This is a genomic window from Caldivirga sp., from assembly GCF_023256255.1.
GTDB lineage: Archaea > Thermoproteota > Thermoprotei > Thermoproteales > Thermocladiaceae > Caldivirga.
Map to the genome: position 1 here is coordinate 1 of NZ_JAGDXD010000052.1, position 18,239 is coordinate 18,239.

General features: G+C 46.1%; 21 protein-coding genes and 3 pseudogenes. 14 read left to right on the forward strand and 10 right to left on the reverse strand.

From position 1 onward, the window contains the following. From Q0C29_RS08235 to Q0C29_RS08245, 3 genes and pseudogenes are all read left to right on the forward strand, one after another. A pseudogene (locus tag Q0C29_RS08235) lies at positions 1-323 on the forward strand (DUF58 domain-containing protein); the annotation flags it as partial. A gap of 66 nt (positions 324-389) precedes the next feature. Then, complete coding sequence (locus tag Q0C29_RS08240) at positions 390-1,592, forward strand: glycosyltransferase (protein ID WP_292000185.1); 1,203 nt, start codon at positions 390-392, stop codon at positions 1,590-1,592. Further along, positions 1,568-3,187, forward strand: a complete 1,620-nt coding sequence (locus Q0C29_RS08245; RefSeq protein WP_292000186.1) for a hypothetical protein — start codon at positions 1,568-1,570, stop codon at positions 3,185-3,187. The genes Q0C29_RS08240 and Q0C29_RS08245 overlap by 25 nt, the downstream gene beginning before the upstream one ends. Here the strand turns inward: Q0C29_RS08245 and Q0C29_RS08250 are convergent. Genes Q0C29_RS08250 through Q0C29_RS08260 form a run of 3 tightly spaced genes read right to left on the reverse strand, consistent with a single transcriptional unit; the run spans position 3,174 to position 5,989 of the window. Next, on the reverse strand, positions 3,174-3,833 hold the full coding sequence (locus Q0C29_RS08250) for an ABC transporter ATP-binding protein (RefSeq protein WP_292000187.1): 660 nt from the start codon (positions 3,831-3,833) through the stop codon (positions 3,174-3,176). The genes Q0C29_RS08245 and Q0C29_RS08250 overlap by 14 nt on opposite strands. Then, positions 3,826-5,400 (reverse strand): hypothetical protein, encoded by a 1,575-nt coding sequence (locus tag Q0C29_RS08255; protein ID WP_292000188.1) that lies wholly within the window; start codon positions 5,398-5,400, stop codon positions 3,826-3,828. The genes Q0C29_RS08250 and Q0C29_RS08255 overlap by 8 nt, the downstream gene beginning before the upstream one ends. Next, positions 5,384-5,989, reverse strand: a complete 606-nt coding sequence (locus Q0C29_RS08260; RefSeq protein ID WP_292000189.1) for a hypothetical protein — start codon at positions 5,987-5,989, stop codon at positions 5,384-5,386. Before Q0C29_RS08260 ends, Q0C29_RS08255 begins: the two co-directional genes overlap by 17 nt. Before the next feature lie 134 nt (positions 5,990-6,123). On the opposite strand from Q0C29_RS08260, the gene Q0C29_RS08265 reads away from it, so the two are divergent. From Q0C29_RS08265 to Q0C29_RS08300, 9 genes and pseudogenes are all read left to right on the forward strand, one after another. Beyond that, positions 6,124-6,621: an AAA family ATPase gene (locus Q0C29_RS08265; RefSeq protein ID WP_292000190.1), complete on the forward strand. Its 498-nt coding sequence runs from the start codon at positions 6,124-6,126 to the stop codon at positions 6,619-6,621. 555 nt (positions 6,622-7,176) lie between these two features. After that, positions 7,177-7,356, forward strand: coding sequence for a hypothetical protein (locus Q0C29_RS08270; protein WP_292000191.1), 180 nt, complete (start codon positions 7,177-7,179; stop codon positions 7,354-7,356). Beyond that, on the forward strand, positions 7,353-7,919 hold the full coding sequence (locus tag Q0C29_RS08275; RefSeq protein ID WP_292000192.1) for a PaREP1 family protein: 567 nt from the start codon (positions 7,353-7,355) through the stop codon (positions 7,917-7,919). The genes Q0C29_RS08270 and Q0C29_RS08275 overlap by 4 nt, the downstream gene beginning before the upstream one ends. Before the next feature lie 104 nt (positions 7,920-8,023). After that, a complete protein-coding gene (locus tag Q0C29_RS08280) occupies positions 8,024-8,506 on the forward strand; it encodes a PaREP1 family protein (protein WP_292000193.1) in 483 nt (160 codons plus the stop codon). Between the two features lie 295 nt (positions 8,507-8,801). Further along, positions 8,802-8,981 carry a hypothetical protein gene (locus Q0C29_RS10855; protein WP_367173662.1) on the forward strand — a complete coding sequence of 60 codons (180 nt, stop codon included), beginning with the start codon at positions 8,802-8,804 and terminating at the stop codon, positions 8,979-8,981. A gap of 3 nt (positions 8,982-8,984) precedes the next feature. Beyond that, positions 8,985-9,326, forward strand: coding sequence for a PaREP1 family protein (locus tag Q0C29_RS08285; protein ID WP_367173663.1), 342 nt, complete (start codon positions 8,985-8,987; stop codon positions 9,324-9,326). Further along, entirely contained in the window at positions 9,313-10,341 is a 1,029-nt protein-coding gene (locus Q0C29_RS08290) for an ATP-binding protein (RefSeq protein WP_292000194.1), read from the forward strand. The genes Q0C29_RS08285 and Q0C29_RS08290 overlap by 14 nt, the downstream gene beginning before the upstream one ends. Positions 10,342-10,603: 262 nt before the next feature. After that, positions 10,604-11,161 (forward strand): PaREP1 family protein, encoded by a 558-nt coding sequence (locus Q0C29_RS08295; RefSeq protein WP_292000195.1) that lies wholly within the window; start codon positions 10,604-10,606, stop codon positions 11,159-11,161. 273 nt (positions 11,162-11,434) lie between these two features. Beyond that, a pseudogene (locus Q0C29_RS08300) lies at positions 11,435-12,431 on the forward strand (ATP-binding protein). A gap of 59 nt (positions 12,432-12,490) precedes the next feature. On the opposite strand, the gene Q0C29_RS08305 reads toward Q0C29_RS08300, so the two are convergent. Next, positions 12,491-12,967: a peroxiredoxin gene (locus Q0C29_RS08305; RefSeq protein WP_292000196.1), complete on the reverse strand. Its 477-nt coding sequence runs from the start codon at positions 12,965-12,967 to the stop codon at positions 12,491-12,493. Between the two features lie 126 nt (positions 12,968-13,093). On the opposite strand from Q0C29_RS08305, the gene Q0C29_RS08310 reads away from it, so the two are divergent. Beyond that, positions 13,094-13,429: an ArsR/SmtB family transcription factor gene (locus Q0C29_RS08310; RefSeq protein ID WP_367173665.1), complete on the forward strand. Its 336-nt coding sequence runs from the start codon at positions 13,094-13,096 to the stop codon at positions 13,427-13,429. A gap of 17 nt (positions 13,430-13,446) precedes the next feature. Here Q0C29_RS08310 and Q0C29_RS08315 read toward each other — a convergent pair whose 3' ends face one another. Continuing rightward, entirely contained in the window at positions 13,447-13,959 is a 513-nt protein-coding gene (locus Q0C29_RS08315) for a redoxin family protein (RefSeq protein WP_292000198.1), read from the reverse strand. Between the two features lie 501 nt (positions 13,960-14,460). Beyond that, on the reverse strand, positions 14,461-15,054 hold the full coding sequence (locus Q0C29_RS08320; protein ID WP_292000199.1) for a CDP-alcohol phosphatidyltransferase family protein: 594 nt from the start codon (positions 15,052-15,054) through the stop codon (positions 14,461-14,463). A 51-nt stretch (positions 15,055-15,105) separates the two neighbouring features. Between Q0C29_RS08320 and Q0C29_RS08325 the strand changes: the two genes are divergently transcribed. Then, positions 15,106-15,450 carry a PadR family transcriptional regulator gene (locus Q0C29_RS08325; RefSeq protein WP_292000200.1) on the forward strand — a complete coding sequence of 115 codons (345 nt, stop codon included), beginning with the start codon at positions 15,106-15,108 and terminating at the stop codon, positions 15,448-15,450. On the opposite strand, the gene Q0C29_RS08330 is transcribed toward Q0C29_RS08325, so the two are convergent. The 4 genes and pseudogenes from Q0C29_RS08330 to Q0C29_RS08345 form a co-directional block, all read right to left on the reverse strand. Next, the gene (locus tag Q0C29_RS08330; protein WP_292000201.1) at positions 15,431-15,886 is read right to left on the reverse strand and encodes a 30S ribosomal protein S19e; all 456 of its coding nucleotides are present in this window, start codon (positions 15,884-15,886) and stop codon (positions 15,431-15,433) included. The two genes, Q0C29_RS08325 and Q0C29_RS08330, sit on opposite strands and share 20 nt — an antisense overlap. Positions 15,887-16,228: 342 nt before the next feature. Next, positions 16,229-16,693: a YbhB/YbcL family Raf kinase inhibitor-like protein gene (locus Q0C29_RS08335; RefSeq protein ID WP_292000202.1), complete on the reverse strand. Its 465-nt coding sequence runs from the start codon at positions 16,691-16,693 to the stop codon at positions 16,229-16,231. A gap of 51 nt (positions 16,694-16,744) precedes the next feature. Next, entirely contained in the window at positions 16,745-17,395 is a 651-nt protein-coding gene (locus Q0C29_RS08340) for a 50S ribosomal protein L1 (protein ID WP_292000203.1), read from the reverse strand. Between the two features lie 216 nt (positions 17,396-17,611). Then, positions 17,612-18,239: pseudogene (locus Q0C29_RS08345) on the reverse strand (hypothetical protein); the annotation flags it as partial.

Below are 18,239 nucleotides of genomic sequence, written 5' to 3' on the forward strand. Positions count from 1 at the left end.
TTTACCTAACGGCTGAGTTAGTGGTTAGGTTACCAAGTATTGAATTATCCCTGATTGATAGGGATGGGCGATTAATTACATATACTGTCGATAGGAATAATTATTTCAAGGTAATTAATGATGCCCTGAACAAGATAGAGAACCTCAATGTAAAGATAGTGGGTGGGGCTGACCATGCCGGTGTGCTCAATATGGTGAGGTACTCACCCTGGTTGAGGGTTAAGGATGTGATTGCCGAGAACTTCGTTATTATTGGACAGAGAATTTTTGTCAAATCCCTATGTGAGGCCCTTGGTGATAAGGTTTCATGCCTAACAATATAGCCCTAGTTGATTAATAAAACCGTAATACATATATATGCCTAAATAATATACGGAAATTACAATGCAATGAGTACTGTATTGGTGAGTTGCCCTCCATTGGAGTTCATGGTATTAGCTATAATAAATAAGGTATTAACGATGTGTGGGATGCGGGCATTACTTGGTTATGTGGGGTTGGCAATACTCGCTGTGCACTTCACAATCCCAACAATCTATTACCTAATAGCTAAGGGTTGGTTAGGTAGGGATTGGGGCATAAGGCCTAGCGATGTTGATGATCCGCCTTTCGTATCCGTAATAGTGCCCACATACAACGAGGCCAAGACGATAACCGAGAGATTAAGTGACATAGCCTCCCAGGACTACCCAAGGGATAGGGTTGAGATTATTGTTGTTGACTCAGGGAGTACCGATGGTACCCTGGACAGGGTTTATGATTGGATTAGGGAGCATGGTGATGTTAAGGTTAAGGTAATTGAGGAAGGCGTTAGGTTGGGTAAAGCCCATGCGCTTAACACCGCGCTCAAGTATGCCGAGGGCGATGTCGTTGTGATAGCAGACGCGGACTCCAAGTGGTTCCCGGACTCACTTAGGAGGGCCATTGCGTGGCTTATGGGTGATGGTGTTGGTGCGGTATCCTGCAATAAAATACCTAGGCATAAGGGTAACATAATCGAGGAAGAGTATAGGAATTACTACGATATTCTAAGGATAGCTGAGAGCAAGAAGTATTCCTCGGCAATATTCCACGGAGAGTTGGCAGCCTATAGGAAGGACTTATTACTCAAGATCGGCGGATTTCCGAATTACCTGGGCGCGGATGATAGTCACACGGCGGGATTGATAACGCTAAGCGGTTTTAGGGCGATAATACCTGAGGATGTTAGGTGCATAGAGTATGTGCCAAGCAAGGGCTACTGGAGTTGGAGGATAAGAAGGGCACAGCATCTAATTCAGAATTTCTCGAAATTGATCGGTATGGTCTTAACCAATAGGGCAAAGCCGCCTAGTAATTACAAGCCAGTGCTATACACGGAGACCTACCTACACCTAGTCAATCCCTGGTTATTCCTTGTTGGAACGGCGCTTGTCATAGTCTCGGCAATGCGGGGAGCACTATTGCCAATGATCATACTCCTGATAGGACTTACCCTACTGGCCAGTAGGTTCTTCAGGACTTGGGTCGTGACGCAGGCAATCCTCGCCATAGCCATGATAAGGAACATCTGGAATAAGGAGTTGGTATGGAAAAAGGAGAAGAAAGATTAAGGATAGTCTCCGTAACAATACCATTGACAGTATTACTAGCCCTCGTACTAACGAACTACCTAATCAACGGACTACCCTTCATACCAGACTCCTGGGTGCACCTAGCCCATTCAGAAACTATCCTAAGCACCGGCTACCTATTTGGGCCATCCCCAAACCCAAGCCAGGTCAGTTATAACTACCAGTGGCCAACCGTAAACCTATTGCTGGCCCTAACCCAGTCAATACTTGGCCTAAAACCGCTACAATCCTTTTACCTAGTCAGCATCGTGGCGGCGATGTCCGTAATACCCTTCACACTCCTGGCCAGGAGGTTAACCACGGATGGCACGACCATGTTAATTGCAGGCCTACTATTCGCCGTCGCCAGCGTTAAAATCCTTGTGGATGCCTCGGTAATGAAGGAGACGGCTGCTCAATACCCCTTCTACGCCTATGTACTAGCCACGTACATAGCCCTAACGGATAGGAAGCACTTCAGGCAGAACTTAACGGTCATGGTGCTATCCTTCATAGCAATACTCTTCGCGCACCACTTCACACTACTAATGGCTCTCGCATACTCCTTCATAATCTCATTAACAATACTAACAAGCAGTTACCTGGATGGTAACGACACCTCGCGCGAACTCTATGTAACAGTAACCGTAATACTTCTGGGAGCCTTAACCTACTTCTGGTATATGGATTATTTAAGGGCGTTTGAGGTGACGGGATTCGTAACCCCAGGCCTAATATCAACACCAATACTCATAGCACTACTGCTGCTGGATTACGTGACCATGAGGAGGAGACCACGCATTATTATTCTCACTATCCTAACACTGACGGCACTCATAATAATCACACTATTCTCGTTGGGTAGGCTCCTACCGTACGTATTGGAGGGCTTTAATAAGGCTGTTGTCCTATCCTCAATACCCTACGCATTACCCATAATAATCTCTGCGCTATACCTTGCCATTTACGGGTTCCAGAGACCCGTAGTGACTGCCGTTACCATCCTCTCATTAGCCATATTAGTCTACGTGGTCCTAATGGGCAACAACCCAATGGAACTGCTCTTCCTATCTAAGTCCCTGGACTTCGTAATACCCTTCCTATCAATACCAACGGCCATCACGATCACGAAGGCACTCAGACATGGGCTACCCATTAAGGTTCTTGGTTATACATTAGTCACCACGCTCATCGTAACATTGCCAATATTTGCGATGCTAACCCTCTATACGTACTCATTACCAACCTCATCAACACTCACCGTGTATAGGCTCATAGATTATGAAGAATTGAACACAATGACAAAGTTCCTACCAATCAACGCCACCCTCTACGCATCAGTTAGTTACAACTCGATGATTAGGTTCATGACGGGGATAAACGCCTCAGACCCAACAACCTACCTACTCATGGGCAAGCCACCGCCCGGCCTACTTGTTATAACAAAGAGAAACCTGCTGATCGGTTTCCTATACGGCTCGGGTTACAGCATGGTTAGCATACCCAGGAACTACGTAATAAATACATTGGTTACCAACGATGACCTGGTATACTCATCAAAAACACTATGGGCCTGGCTACCTAAAACTCACTAACTAACTCGCCAGCCCTAATGGCGTAGATCCTGTCCGAATTCCTGACCAGGTACTGGTCATGTGTCGCCACGAGAACAACACGACCAGCCCCAGCCTCCTCCCTAAGAATCTGAAGCAGCAACTCCACATTACCCCTATCCAAACTGTTCGTAGGCTCATCCAAAACAAGGAACTCATGATCCCTGGCTAGGGCAATGGCTATACTAACCCTCCTCCTCTCACCACCGCTAATCTCGGTAGGTTTCTTACCCAGTATACCTTGAATACCCAACAACCTACTAACCTCCTCAATCCTCCTCAGCCTCTCATCCTTACCAATCCCCTGAACCCTAAGGGCCAATTCCATGTTCTCCCTAACCGTAAGACCACTGATCAATGCATCGTCCTGAGGCACGTAGGACACAAGCCTAACCACATCCCGAGCCCCAGAATCATTGTGAATGTCAACACCGTTAATTATGACCCTACCACCATCGGGCCTCAGGAGACCGACCATGATCCTCAGTAGGGTCGACTTACCACTACCACTAGGACCGACTATGCACGTTATTGAGTTAGGCAGCGCACTAAGTGTTATGCCCTTAATAACCACATTGTTTCCAAAGGCCTTCACAACATTTATTGCGTGAATACCCTGATCAAGCATTCCTAAACACCCCACGCCTAGCATAGACCTGCATCAAAGCCAACAAGGCAAGGATTATTGGGTAAGCCACCAAGTACTGGGTCGGTGTTGGTTGAGCTAGGGATAGTGGTATACCCAGCACGGAAATGCCCAGGGCATTCATAATTAGGGGCCAGGCGAAGTAGGCAATGCCTACGCCAATTGCCGAGGACACAGCATAAACAAGGGTTAGTGGCAGGTCAACCATCACCACGAGACCCCAAGACCTAACACCCTGCAGGATTAGGTAATTAATCAACTCCTCATTAGCACGGTAGGAGTACCCAACAATACCAACCACACCCAGAGACAATATAATGAGTAGACCAACGACAATACCGACGAGCGTTCCCAAACCAACCCTAAGCGTACTAAGTAGGGCCTGAGGACCTAGACTAGGGCTTACTTGCGCTACCCTGAATACGTAGTTAGGCGCGTAACTCGCCAACTCGCTGAGCACTATCGAGTAAGGCATTATGGTTATTGAAGCATTCACGCCAGGCATTAAATCCTTAACCACAGAATACACAGTATTGCCAACAATAATACTTAACCTGTAGGTGCCCTGGGGTAGCGCTACCGGCGTAACGCCATGGCCGGCCACGGCATACGCCAGTGAATCATTGGCATAATAAATCAATAGGTAATAATTACTTACCAGAGTACCATTGGGCCACTCCACACTGACCCATAGCGTTGGGTATGCAGGCCTAGTCATGGTTATATTCATAACAATAGGCTTAGCTATAACAACAGTGCTATTTCTAACGAGCAGTACCTCACCGTACCAAATAATCGATGATGAGTTATACACGGCTAGGTAGTAGGCGCCGAAGGGCAGCGTGAATGTTTCATTACCTAATGCCGTACTTATGACCGTACTATTCATCGAGTTCAAAATAGCTAAATACGCATTCTTCATCGTCGTGATGACCCTCAACTTAAAAATCTCATTAATAGACCTCACAGTACTAAGACTGACGTTAGCATAGATCACACTAACTATTGTCTGCGGCAAACCATCCAACCGCTTAGCCAAACTCTCATTAACAATAATATTGTAATTCAACTGTGGAAACCTGCTTGACGAGTATACACCGCACACCGTGACATTAGCGCTAATCCCCTTAAACGACGTTAGCATTAACGTATCTCCAATCCCCAACCCCAAGGCCTTAGCAAGCCCCGAGCCAACCAAGGCCCCGCAACTTAGTGCTGAGCCTGGCTCGTTAATACCGTAATACCCCAGGTAGTTAGGCACGACACCCCTAATGAGTATTGGCGTATTGTTGGCCACGCCAGGCACGAGCACCTCAGGCACGGCTGGGATACCCATGGCCCTTAGTGAGTAGGCTATTTCCTCGGGTGTCCAGCTTGTGAATACACTTATTGATGAGCCCTTCTTAATCGTGACATTGCCAATACCAGGGAGGAATAACCTGGGCATATTGTAGAGGGAGAGTGCTGTCATAACAACAATGCCCAGAGCCACTGACGTTACAACCATAGCCAATAGAATCGTTGGTAGAGCCCTAAGGTATAATCTCATAACCACGCACCCTAAGGATGCCAATGAGTACGTAGGTGATGGCTAGTATCGTTGGTATGAAGTATGAAGAGGAAATTACGTATAGGACATTAATACCATAGTTCATGAGCGGGACTAAACCAAGCGATGAAAGCAGCTTCAGTAATACCAGTGCCGTGGTTATTGATGCCGAGATCCCAAGTACGTAGGAATAGGCCACCACAAGCAGTAGTACTATGGTAACGTGAACCAGGACATTACCCCTAGAACCGAATAGATAATAAACACCCCTCAACTCATCTCTCCAACCCCTAATCACGCCACTTATTATGAATACCGAAGACAATATAGAGACGATTAATGAGGAAAACGCCACAACAAAGGCCACGCCGCCAACAAGGTCAACAACGTTGATAATCAATGCATCAACCACAGAATTGGTAATGGGCGTTAATGATAGGGTGTATGACCTAAACACATTGATCAGTGCGATGTATAATGTGAACACTGTCGTGGGTATCATGGCATTTATTATGAGAAGCCTCAATGAATCAAGCTCCCTCATGAAGACCTTAATTGACGACGAAACCAGCCCAATAAACTCAGCCACAGCATTATCACAAGTTAAAATACTCTTATAAGTCTAATTCACGAACCCATCAAGAGCAGAATCAGGGAGCAATTGAAGGCCTTCCCCGAAATATCCTTATAACTGCAGACCCAGCAGTAACTGCAGAGTCTGCAGTGCTCTTTAATTTACACCCTAAGGAACATAGGGATGAGTTGTTCGGTAGGGATTCTGAGGTTGAGTACATTAAGAGGCAGGTTAGAGCAGGTAATTGGGTAATTATTGGTGGCCAACGTGGTATTGGAAAAACGAGTCTACTGAAGGTCGTGCTCAATGAGTTATCCCGGGATGGTCTCAAGACCATTTACATAAATGTGAGGGGCATCAACACCCTTAGGGATCTATTATCATTACTCATTAACGAGCTCAACAAACACAAAATATCACTTAGACTAAGCCTATCATTAAACTTTATCCTGGGATCGGCTGGTATAACCCTGAGCAGAGGGTCTAGGGTATTCAATAGTCTGCTTGAGCTTCTGTTATCTATAAACGAGGAAACCGTGATTGGACTTGACGAGGTTCAGGAGTTGAGTAGAGTTAGTGGTCAATTGATCAAGATATTGGGCAACGTATTTACAGGTAACCCAAAGGTTTCCTTCATATTTATGTAAGAGCCATTGAGCGCCTCTTTCTCAGCACTCAATTATTGCTATACCTAACCTCATAAATTTAGCCTCAGCACTCCCTACTCCTTCTTACCCATCCACCATTAATCCCAATACACCAGTTAATGGTTGTCCTGTGGTGGGGTTTGGTTTTTAGTCCTGATGTGTTGGGTAATTAATGAATGATGATGGGAGGGGGTTATGATGCATGATTGTGCGCCGGCTTTTGGTGCTGATAATTACCTTGGCTTGCTCCGTGACGCTGCTCGATGAGTATCAGGCCTTGGTGTTTTTAATGCTCAATTGTAGATGCTTCCATAAACTGGGTTAATCTTTCATATGGCTGGTGATGAATTGCTGGGCTTGGTCACAGTGGTCATACCCACGCGGGATGAGGTTGAGGGCATTAGGCTTGTCCCTGGTGAGCTATTTAAGGTTGGTGTTCCCAGAGAGGGTCCTGGTCATTGATGGTGGTAGTACTGACGGTACAGTGGATGTGGCTATGAGGTACGGCGTCAGGGTTATTTAGCAGTAGGGTCGGGTAAAGCCATGGCCATTTAGATGGCGCCTAAGTACGTGAATACGCCCTACATGCTCGTCACAGATGGCGACTACCCATACCCAGCCAGGTGCATTCCGGAGGTGGTTAGTGAGGTGATGAGGACGGGGACTATCACGACCATGAAGTACTTGCCCAACGCCAAGTATTTAAGTAGGCTAGGTGAAACACCAATGGCATGAACACAGAAATCCTCGAGAAACCCCTACCAAAGCCAACGAGTGAGGATTACGTGGGTATGAGGTTATTGGAATCATTGATAGAGGCTAGGCTGGCCCTCGAATTCCTAAACAAGGGCTTGGTTAGGAATTCTGCTGGTAAGGCATTCCAGTCCTGGAGGGCTTTGCTGGCTGCCTTATTGAGGCTTGAGCTCGATAAGCTACTGAAGGTTGCTAGGACCGAGGAGGAGAGGAAGTGGCTAATGGATAGGGCAGTTCCGAGAGTACCGACAAGTAGGATGAAGGCTTTGTCCCAATTGCTCGAGGATGTTGGTTATGGCGGGTTATCAGCATGGATGGACAAGGCATTAGACCTACATGACTATCAGTACAATGGTCCGGATCCAGGCATGGCGTTATCAAAGTACAGAAGCAGGAAGGAGGCTGTAGTGGACGTAAAACTCATTATAAACGAATTAATGAGGGGAATAGAGAAATTGAAACCAAGGGTAAAATGGAGTAATGAATTAGAAAACGCATTCAAGGCACTTAAGGAGGAGGTAAATAAAGTGAGTAAATCGTACTAATGCTCAACTCCTGATAATTACCCCTAACCCTTTAGGAGTCACCTATTTAAGGCATTCATTGTGGTGAGGCAGGTTTATAAGGTAGGCTCAATTATTATTAGTGCGTGGAGGAGTTGATTAGGAGGTTAATGGAACTGGGTATTGATGTTAATGAATTACTACTTGATGCACTGGGTACTAAGGATCCTGAGGAGAGTTCTAGGGAGAGGATTGGTATTGCTGAAAAGTACATGAGGGAGTGCGAGGAGTACGTGAGTAGGGGCGACGCTGCACAGGCAAGCGAGAAAGCCTACAAGGCTGCGGAGGAGGTCATTAAGGCCCTGGCGGAGAAGTTTAGGACGCCTGAGTATGATAGGTTCCTGAAGGAGGGCCGATGGTACACGTATCTACTAAGTATGGCTAGTAAGACCCTAGCTAAGAGTCTAGGTGACTGGGTTATTGATGGTTGGAACGCTGCATATGACTTAAACGTGTGGGGATTCCACGAGGGGAAGCTAACAATAGACTATGTAAAGGTTGGCGTAAATAAGGTTAGGAAAATGCTAGATGAGGCTAAGAAAATTCTCCCTCAACAAGGCTCAGTGTGAATACTCTAACCTTATTTGGAGTATGGTTTTACTGTTTTAATGATTCGCCTTATTCTTGGCCTAGGCACTCTGATTCCCAACCTTAAAGGTCAATGCTCTTATTGGGAAATCCAATACCTTCAAGTTTAGCATGTGGCTGTAAGGTCAAGTAACTAATAGTCAATAACTATTAGCCACAATGAATCTAAAACCTATGAATCCACGAGCTAGTTACGGTGTGGCGCATTGATGGAGATTTCTCAACAACCACTAAGCAGTGTTTAGGCATTTATAGGAGCACCAGTAGTATAGGGCTGTGGGTGTTGAGATTATTGAGAAACCATGGCTTAAGCCTACTACTGAGGACTATGTTAATGCTAGGCTACCGGAGACTTTGGTTGAGACTGGTTTAGCCCTTAGACTCCTTAAAGATTGCCTTATTAGGGATGCCTCTAGCAAAGGACCGATTCAGATAGCCAAAGGCATGAGGAAGTGACTTATGAAGAAGGTAGTGCCTAGGATTCTAACAAGTAGAGTAAAGGCATTAACACAAACGCTTAAAGAGGTTAGACACAGTGAATTATCAACATGGTTGAGCACAGCCCTAGAACTCCACGATTATCAATGTAATTGGCCAGACCCAGATATGGTACTATCAAACTATAGAAACGAAGAAGAGACAGCTAAGGATATTGTTTTGCTCATTGGTGAGTTGGTTAGGCATGTTGAGAAGTTGAAGGCTAGGGTTAGGTGGGGTAGCAATACCCTTGAGGGGCTGAGGAACTTAGGTAAGTGGCAAGGGTTAGTTCCGCCAATAGGTGAATGCAGTGAAGAGAATTAGACTACCCTTTGCACCTGGCATAAACGTCGACTTTGCTGATAGGGAATTGGCCCTTAGGCGTGTTGAGGAATGGGCTAATAAGGGTACATACCCTGTGCAGGTCGTCTATGGTCCTGAGGGTTGCGGTAAGACTGCTTGGCTTAGGCAGTCAGTCGAATTACTTAGGGAGCTTGGCTTTGACGTGATCTACATTAACCCCACGGAGAGTGGAGCCAGGGTGGAGCTTAGTGTTGTAGACCTACGTGAGAGACTCCTAGCCTTAGTACGTGAGGCCACGGAACAAGGCACTTGGGGTAGGGTTGCCTGGGCCATTATTGACATTGCCAGGTCGGCAATTGATGCTAGAGTCCGTAAACTAGCCATCATAGTGGACGATGTTTTCCAAACGATTGGCCTAGATAAGGCGGCATTGTACGTTAAGGGTCTCCTCGGCATACTAGAACATCCACCAGCCGAATACGAGAGGGTGATAACAATAGTGGCGACTAGTGAGGGAGTGAGCCTACGCGAGGTAGGGCGCCATAACTGGGCTGAATTCAAACCAATCTGGAACATGCCTAGGGAGGGCTTTAAGCAACTCTATGATCAAATACCAGGCGGCAAACCGCCGTTCGAGGATATGTGGCAAGTAACCGGCGGAAACCCAAGAACACTCCTCAGACTATACAAAAACAACTGGAACATGGAAAACACAGTAAAGGAGTTAATCAGGGAGAAGGACATAACACCACAATTCACCGCCAAGTGGAGAACCTGGCTCGAGAAGGCCGTTGAGGACCCAGACACCCTATGGAATCCCGATGCACCCGAGGAATTAATCAATGAACTCATTAGAATGAACCTAATACTCCACAACCTCCACGACAGAGACCCATGGTTCTGGGTCGACCAACCACCACCGGAGAAGGACCTAGAACTTGGTATTGGTAAGTACGTGGCATGGCAAACACCACTACACAGGGAAGCCGTCAGGAAGGCGCTAGAGAGCCTAAAGGCTGACGGCCCCTCACCTTGAAGGGTAAGGGTTCTTCCCCTAGGGCTTACCGTTACTTTTCTGGTGCGCCCATCATGGGCGTGGCATCGTTTTTCTCAGGCCCCACCACTAGCTTTGGGGAGGCTGGGGCTCATCGCCCACTAGGCTTACCCCAACCCAACATCTGTAGCCTAAAGGTTTTCATTATTCCCCACCCCTAGAAGGGGCGAACCTTATCACTCGATTTGTGACAATACTGCAAACATTAATAAAACCCAAGGCATAGGAAATAAGGTGATTGGCCATGGCTGCGGAGGACCTTGAGAGGCCGTTACCTAAGCCTACTAGTGAGGATTACGTTAATGCGAGGTTGTTGGAGGCTTTGGTTGAGGCTGGTTTGGCGCTTAAATTCCTTAAAGATGGGCTTGTTCGTAATGCAGCTGGTAAGGCTTTTCAAGCCTGGAGGGCATTATTGGCTGCCTTGCTTAGGCTTGAGCTTGATAAGTTAATGCAGGTTGCTAAGAGTGATGAGGAGAGGAAGTGGCTTGTAGATAAGGCTGTGCCGAGGGTTCCAACAAGTAGAATTATTAAGCTGTCGCAGATGCTTAGTGAAATTGGCCATGGTGGATTATTAGCGTGGACGAGCATGGCACTTGAACTTCATGATTACCAGTATAATGGCCCTGACCCAGACCTAGCGTTATCGAAATTCAGGAATAGGGAGGAGGCAGCCATAGCTGTTACTGAACTAGTTAAGGAGCTTATCAAGAGGGTAGAGGAATTGAAGCCAAGGATAAAATGGAGTGAGGAACTGGAGAATGCACTTAAGGCCCTCAGCGAAGAGATTGGTAAGGTTCCTTAAGGCCTCACAACGAACCTAAGATTACGGAGCTTCTTTAACGTTTCCAGTCCCAGTCAGTTAAAGCGTTTTAAACTAAATATCAACAGTGGTTTAGGATTGGGAGGGTTCTTAATGGGGTTAATTATTGAGGAAATGAGGCAATGGTGATTAGTGGGAATTTAAGTTACTTAACTAGACACTAACAGTCCCTTTATCCTTCAAGGCGAGGAAGATGTCAAATACGCATATTGTAATGAGAAGAGATTAAAGGGGGTGTAGGGGATTACTGCATTAGTGAGGAGGATTAGGCTTAGTTTTGCTAATCTTCAAGTTGATTTCGTTGATAGGGAGCTTGCCCTTAGGCTGGTTGAGGATTGGGGTAGTAAGGGCATGGTTAATGTTCAGGTTGTTTATGGGCCTGAGGGTTGTGGTAAGACTGCCTGGTTGCTTCAATCCCTCAAGGGGGCTTGGTTTTGAGGTGATTTACGTTAACCCTATTAATAAGGAGTTTGTTGCAGAGGTTAGCATCATCTCCCTGAGGGATGAGTTGATTAAATTAGCTGAGGAGGCCCTTGCCCAAAATGCCCTAGGCAGGTTAACGTGGCTAGCCTTTGATGCTGCTAATTAAAGCTACCAGGGGGAGGATAGCCGTCATAGTGGATGATGCGTTCCAGGTAATAGGCATTAAGGAATCGGCGCTGTACGTCAAGGCCTTATTAAACCTAATCGAATACCCACCAATCGAGTACGAGAGGATAGTAACAATAGCCGCAACAAGCGAAGGATTATCCAGACACGAAATCGGCAGGCATAGGTGGGCTAGTTTGAAGCCGATGTGGAACATGACTAAGGTGGTTTTGAAAGACTCTATGAGCAGATACCCGGCAGTAAACCACCGTTTGAGGATGTGTGGCTGTTAACGGGTGGTAACCCCAAGATACTTGAGGAGTTGTATAGGGTTAGTTGGCGTGTTAGTGAACTTCTGAACGATGCCGTGGAGTCGAGGATGCTTAGGGTATTTGTGGGTAATCTAACCAGCGCCGAGAGGATGTGGCTACGGGAGGCTGTCGAGGACCCAGACACGTCGTTGTTCACGAGGGAGAGGATGCTATTAATGAATAAGCTAGTTGAACTTAACCTGGTAATTGACGACGTACCAATGAGGGAAGACTACCTATGGATTGACCAACCACCACCGGAAAAGGACTCAGAGCTCGGTATTGGTAAGTATGTTGCTTGGCAAACACCACTACATAGGGAGGCTGTGAGACGGGCATTGCAATATACATAAACTTCGATTACCGTTAATTTCATAAAAGGGCATATGATTCCACGACTTACCTTAAGGAATTAATTCATTGATCCTTCTTCAGCCTTAGTGCTCCCTAGGAGTGGTTTTAAATACTCCAGTGCCTTGACTGGGTGTTCATCGGCCTTAATGTTCCTGATTATTGCGACCACTTTACCCTCAGGGTTAATTATGAAGGTTACCCTCTCCGCTGTTCCAGTGGGTCTTAGTACCCCATAGGCCTTAGCTACACTTCCATCCTCATCACTGAGCAGCTTGAATCTAACACCATACTTACTTGCGAACCTCCTCTGAGTCTCAACATTATCCGTGCTTATTCCAAACACTATTACGCCTAATTCCTCGAAGTTGTTCCATAGTCTTGAGAATTCCTTAGTTTCCAGGGTGCATCCTGGCGTGAAGGCTTTTGGGAAGAAGTATAATACAACCCACTTACCCCTGTAGTCACTTAGCTTAACTAGGTTTCCCTCATGATCCCTTAACTGGAAGTTGGGGGCATCATCACCCTCCGATACCATAGCCTAATGTTTACCTGCCCACTCTTAAGTATTCATGCGGCTGCCAACTTAAGTTACGGGCCACTTAGGTTTATTAATAGGCGCTGTGTTGGCTTGAACGTGGCTGGTGATAGGAGGTTGCTGATAATGGCCCTGGAGTCACTGTTTAATGCCTTGTCTGATGAGACTAGGTTATCCATTGTGCTACTCCTAATTAACCATGGGCAGCTTCCGGTTCAGGAAATCTCAAGGATGCTTGGTAAATCCCAGTCACTGGTGTCTCATCACTTATCATGCTTAAGGAACTGCGGCGTAGTTAAGGTTGAGAGGAGGGGTAAGTACTCCTACTATTCAATAAGCAGTGAGGAGGTGGCTGGGATAGTTAAATTAGCCATAAGCCATGCCGCTAAGTACAGTCAATCAATATTGGCGTGCGATGTTTTAAACGAGGAAACAAACATTAAGGGTGTTAATATTAGTTAACTGATAAGTATGTCAGCTTACCCAATACCCTTAATTACCGATATTAATCCTGGATATGTGTAAGCCAAGTTAGCTCCACTGTAAAGAATCCTACCATTAGGTGAAATTAAGTAATACACCTCAAGTTGAAGAGATGGGTTATACGTCTTAGTCATGCCTAAACTCGCCACGCCAGCTATGAAGTACCTCGATGCGTTACCACCATAGTAGCTTAGGAATGATGTTATTGGTGGTCCACTGTAACCTAAGTCATCATATTGCTCAAGAACAATGACGTAAACCCCCTTAGACTCAAACAGATTCACGTAGTGGGCTAGGACGGCTACACCATAGGCACAGTCGGGGCACCAGGTGGATACTAGGTACAGTAGCACGTAATGCCCCCTAAAGGAGGCAAGGGAAACCACGGAACCATTAGGCAGGGTGAATTCAGCATTAGGCGCAGTATCACCAACATTAACACCAATGCGCCTTGAACCATGGTTAAAGGTCAAGTAAAGTATCACCACTGTGGCGATTAAAAGAACCACTCTGTTATTTCAAAAATCTATGAGGAAGAATCATAATCATGAAGTCTCCACTAACTGTTATTTACCTTAAAGGGTGAAAAACATCATGATATTGCATTACTGTTGTTTAACCACATACCTTGCTAATATTAATATTACCTCGACTCTGGCAGTCTAAATTTAATGTAAAACAATCAACCATTAATCCAATACTCACAGTAATAAATAAGCCAATGAAACTTGAATACTATTAACCAAGTGTTAATCTTCCTGGCTAATGTTTTTGAGTTGAGTTCTGCCACTTTGTGCTGGGTTTTGGAGTGACAGAGTCGAGGTAATATTAATATTATCGCTACTCTGGCAGTCCAAATTTTGACAACAACCAAGTCCCCCTAAAGGGCAGTTTACTCAACCATGGTTAATGCACTAGGTAAGCTTAATATACTATTGCGTGAGGTCTACGGGAGGGGTTGGCCCAGTGATAGTGGTCTGGAGCGCTGAGGTGGTGATGAGTGGTTATTGTTAATGCTTCTCCTTAAGCAGCCTGTATGCGACTATGGTGCGTTGAATGGCTGTGGTTAAGGTTATTAGTGCGAATAGGCCCATGCCGTAGGTTAATACTGCATTATTCCTAGTTAACGCGTAGGTTAATGTTAATGCGAATAGGTATATTAGGCGTTCCGGTCTCTCGAAGAAGCCTACCCCAAGCATCCTTAAGCCAAGGGACTCAGCCCTAGCCCTCATGTAGCTGGTTAGTAGGGAACCCACGACAGCCGTGTACGCTTCCACCATTATAGTAATATTGAGTCCGCTTAGTACGGCAATAGCCATTATTACTGCAGAGTCCTCAAACCTGTCCAGGGCTGAGTCGAGGAATGCGCCTGAGCTCGATACCCTCCCATTGAACCTTGCTGATAAGCCATCCGCAACATCGAAGAATCCTGAAACCAGTATTACAATGGGTAGAAGTATGGGGTATTGTTTAATTAGGGCAACGGGTATTGATATTAATGATGCAAGTAGGCCCAGTACAGTTAGTAGGTTCGGGTTCCTGGGCAGTACTGGTGCAATCCTCTCCAGGGCATGCTCCAGCGTGCTCTTAATCCTACCAATCATTGAGCATGCGTACTGGGAATAAGTTAAAAGCTTAACCAGGAATGTGGAGGCGTGGGTAAGGCATTAACGAGATTCGTAAGCAAGATAACTAAGGAGAACCTGTGGATATACGTAATCAACTCCCTAATTAATGAGCCTAAGACTGGTTACGAAATAGTTAAGGAGGTTAAGGGGAAGTATATGATAAGGGTAACCACGGTGTCGGTTTACGTGGTTCTATATAAGATGGAGAGGGATGGATTACTTAAGAGCTTCGATAAGGATGGTAAGAAGTACTACATGGTTACTGAGGAGGGGTTGCGGGAGTATAATAGTGCCATTAAGGCCCTGGTGGATTTACTATCAAGGTTTAACTGCGTACTCAAGTGCAGTGGCTCTACTGGGGAAAAACCTTAACACTGATTTTAAGCTCCTTGAAGAGTTCAGAGGCTAACTTATCCATCAGCGACCTACCCTTAGGGGTAATGACCCTACCTGTACTGGACTTCTCAATTAAGCCAGCGGCCTCAAGCTGGTGAAGTATGTTCCTAATTATTGCGCCACCAGCCTTAGCAGTCCTCTCACTCCTAGCCTTCGGCCCTATCTTAGTTCTATAACTGAATGATGACCTAAGGCTCCCTAAGCCAACGGGGCCATTTAAGTAAATCCTCCTCAACACTGCTGCAGCCCTAAGGTACCACCAGTCATCATTCTGAGGGGGCCTATCCTTATTCCTACCCGTCTTAACGTACACGGCCCACTGCGGTGGCTTAACCTGCGGTACATTATCCTTAAGGTACTTAGCCACCCTCTCCACCAGCTTATCCTGCGGCACATCCTTAATACTAACCATTCTATATGCCGCTTAATGCAACCCTTTTAAAGATTTCCAACCTTAAGGCATCAATAAAGCGCAATTAATGATGCCTAGGGTGCAAGGCATTGATAAAAAGAGGGCAAACCTTGCCTTTTAAGGCGGGGTAGGGTTTTAAACTCTGGCTGTACTAGGGTATTGGCTCCACTGGTCAACTCTTAGAAAATGGGGAGCGGGAGCCGACACTTACTCCCGCAATACCAGTGGGGTACCCGAGTAGCACCCGTAAAGGGGCGTAACCCCCAAGACCTCGGGGAACCCTCGCCCCTCAAAGGGCGGGGAAGAGGTCAGTTAAGGCAAACACCCTAAGGTTAATGGTGCTCACCTCCTCCTACCATACCTACCCATTACGTAAGCCTCAGCTATGACGTGGCCCGCCATTGCCCTCCTAACATCATTTAGGCTTGCGCCTGGCTTAAGGTTAAGCATTGAATCTAAGGCATATAGCCTAAAGTAGTACCTATGAGGTGGGTGGGTTCTGGGTGGGCATGGTCCACCGTAGCCAACTCTACCGAAGTCATTAACACCCTGCATACCTATACCCTGCACCTCCGGTTTCTTGGGAATGTTCTCAGGGAGTTCACTTAAGTTGGGTTGAATATTGTAGAGTATCCAATGCGTGAAGGTCCCCATTGGTGCATCAGGGTCCTCCATTATTAACACGTAACTCTTCACGTTGGGTGGGGGTTCAACCCACCTTAGGGCTGGGGACACGTCATCCCCATCACACGTGTATTTAACTGGAATCATCTCCTCACTCCTAAAGGCTGGACTCTCAATCCTCATAGGTGTAGTACGAGGCGCCACTTTTATTATTTAACCCGTTGAACACAACGGTTACTGGGCGGCTATGTTAACCTTAACTGGTGGGCTCATTGTTAACTTTAACTCAACCTCCTTAATCTTATCCCAACCGTACTTCCTAGCCACCTCCTCAAGTACTGTTAATGCGTTTTCAGCTATCTTAGATGGATCCATGTCCTCCATGCCTACCTTAACCATGATTTGCGGCTGATCCCTAAGCCTAACCCTAACACTCCTCCTATACCTATCTATGAGAACCTTAGTATCAGCGTTAGGTGGAATCACATCAGGCATCTTCCCCCTAGGCCCAAGTATAGGCCCCATTGTCCTACCTATTTGAACCATTAAGTCCGGTGAGGCGAGGAAGAAGTCATACTGCTGAGCCAGCCTCCTCACACTCTTCTTATCACTATACTTACCTAAATCATCCCTAGTTATCACTAAGTCAGCCCCAGCATCCCTAGCTGCAGTTATCGTTGCACCACTAGCTATTACACACACCTTAGCCTGCTTACTCAATGGGTTAGGTAACGGGACAGTTACGTTGATTCTATTTTCAGGCTTCTTAACGTCAACATCCCTCAACTTAATGATTAAGTCCACTGACTGATTAAACCTACGCTTCTTAGCCCTCCTCTTAACATCCCTATACGCCTCCTCAATAGGCCTAACGTAACTACTCATTACTCAACCTAAAACAGGGTGGATTTATAAGATTTTATACTCACTAACCTCCTAATCCCTGAGGATCCACTTCACAATGGTTCATGCTCATTAGTCGCTTGGCCTCATCCCCCTCCAATCAAATACCCTAACTACACCTGCAATGACAGATGACGCCACGATCAAGCAGAGGAACCAGTGAACAATCCCAAAGGCAATGAAGGAATAAAGAGGGGGCTAGGTTAATTCCTCAAATTCGTATTCACCATGATGCCTCACAACCTTTACCCCACCCTGCTTAGCCAACTCTATGGCCTTACCAGTATCCTTAGCCTCATTTACGTAGGCTATTACCGCAATGACCTCCTTACCGGGCTTAATAGCCCTTAACCTATTAATCCTACTCATAAAGTCATTAATATCCCTAACCCTAAGTGTCGCCTTAACTTCAACCGCAATCACCTTATTATCCACTTCAGCGTAACCATCAATCTCAACCACACCTTCGACCTTAAGTCTCCTAAGCCTATCAATACTTACCCCAAACCTCTCCCTAATCCAGCCGGGTAAGTAATGCCTAACATCACGCTCAACCAGGACACCAACAGTATGAGAAACTCCGGCAACATCACGCCTTAGATTCCTGATTTCCCTCCATATCTTATTGTTTTCCTCCCATAGCTTATGATTCTCTTCCCACAGTTTCTCCTGCCCTTCTCTTAATGCCTTTAACTCTTCCTCATGCCTTTGGCTGCTTTCCCTCAATGCCTTTAATTCTTGTTCGTGTCTTTGGGTGCTTTCTCTTAATGCCTTCAACTCATTCTCAATGGTTTCAAATCTCTTGTAGGTTTCCTGCCACTTCTTA

Excerpts from the sequence above, each read along its gene's own strand:
- Q0C29_RS08320 (WP_292000199.1), bottom strand. The coding sequence starts at position 15,054 with ATGATTGGTAGGATTAAGAGCACGCTGGAGCATGCCCTGGAGAGGATT.
- Q0C29_RS08255 (WP_292000188.1), bottom strand. The coding sequence starts at position 5,400 with ATGAGATTATACCTTAGGGCTCTACCAACGATTCTATTGGCTATGGTT.
- Q0C29_RS08310 (WP_367173665.1), top strand. The coding sequence starts at position 13,094 with ATGGCCCTGGAGTCACTGTTTAATGCCTTGTCTGATGAGACTAGGTTA.
- Q0C29_RS08245 (WP_292000186.1), top strand. The coding sequence starts at position 1,568 with ATGGAAAAAGGAGAAGAAAGATTAAGGATAGTCTCCGTAACAATACCA.
- Q0C29_RS08270 (WP_292000191.1), top strand. The coding sequence starts at position 7,177 with ATGGCGCCTAAGTACGTGAATACGCCCTACATGCTCGTCACAGATGGC.
- Q0C29_RS08335 (WP_292000202.1), bottom strand. The coding sequence starts at position 16,693 with ATGAGGATTGAGAGTCCAGCCTTTAGGAGTGAGGAGATGATTCCAGTT.
- Q0C29_RS08285 (WP_367173663.1), top strand. The coding sequence starts at position 8,985 with ATGAAGAAGGTAGTGCCTAGGATTCTAACAAGTAGAGTAAAGGCATTA.
- Q0C29_RS08240 (WP_292000185.1), top strand. The coding sequence starts at position 390 with ATGAGTACTGTATTGGTGAGTTGCCCTCCATTGGAGTTCATGGTATTA.
- Q0C29_RS08340 (WP_292000203.1), bottom strand. The coding sequence starts at position 17,395 with ATGAGTAGTTACGTTAGGCCTATTGAGGAGGCGTATAGGGATGTTAAG.
- Q0C29_RS08275 (WP_292000192.1), top strand. The coding sequence starts at position 7,353 with ATGAACACAGAAATCCTCGAGAAACCCCTACCAAAGCCAACGAGTGAG.
- Q0C29_RS08330 (WP_292000201.1), bottom strand. The coding sequence starts at position 15,886 with ATGGTTAGTATTAAGGATGTGCCGCAGGATAAGCTGGTGGAGAGGGTG.
- Q0C29_RS08295 (WP_292000195.1), top strand. The coding sequence starts at position 10,604 with ATGGCTGCGGAGGACCTTGAGAGGCCGTTACCTAAGCCTACTAGTGAG.
- Q0C29_RS08305 (WP_292000196.1), bottom strand. The coding sequence starts at position 12,967 with ATGGTATCGGAGGGTGATGATGCCCCCAACTTCCAGTTAAGGGATCAT.
- Q0C29_RS08250 (WP_292000187.1), bottom strand. The coding sequence starts at position 3,833 with ATGCTTGATCAGGGTATTCACGCAATAAATGTTGTGAAGGCCTTTGGA.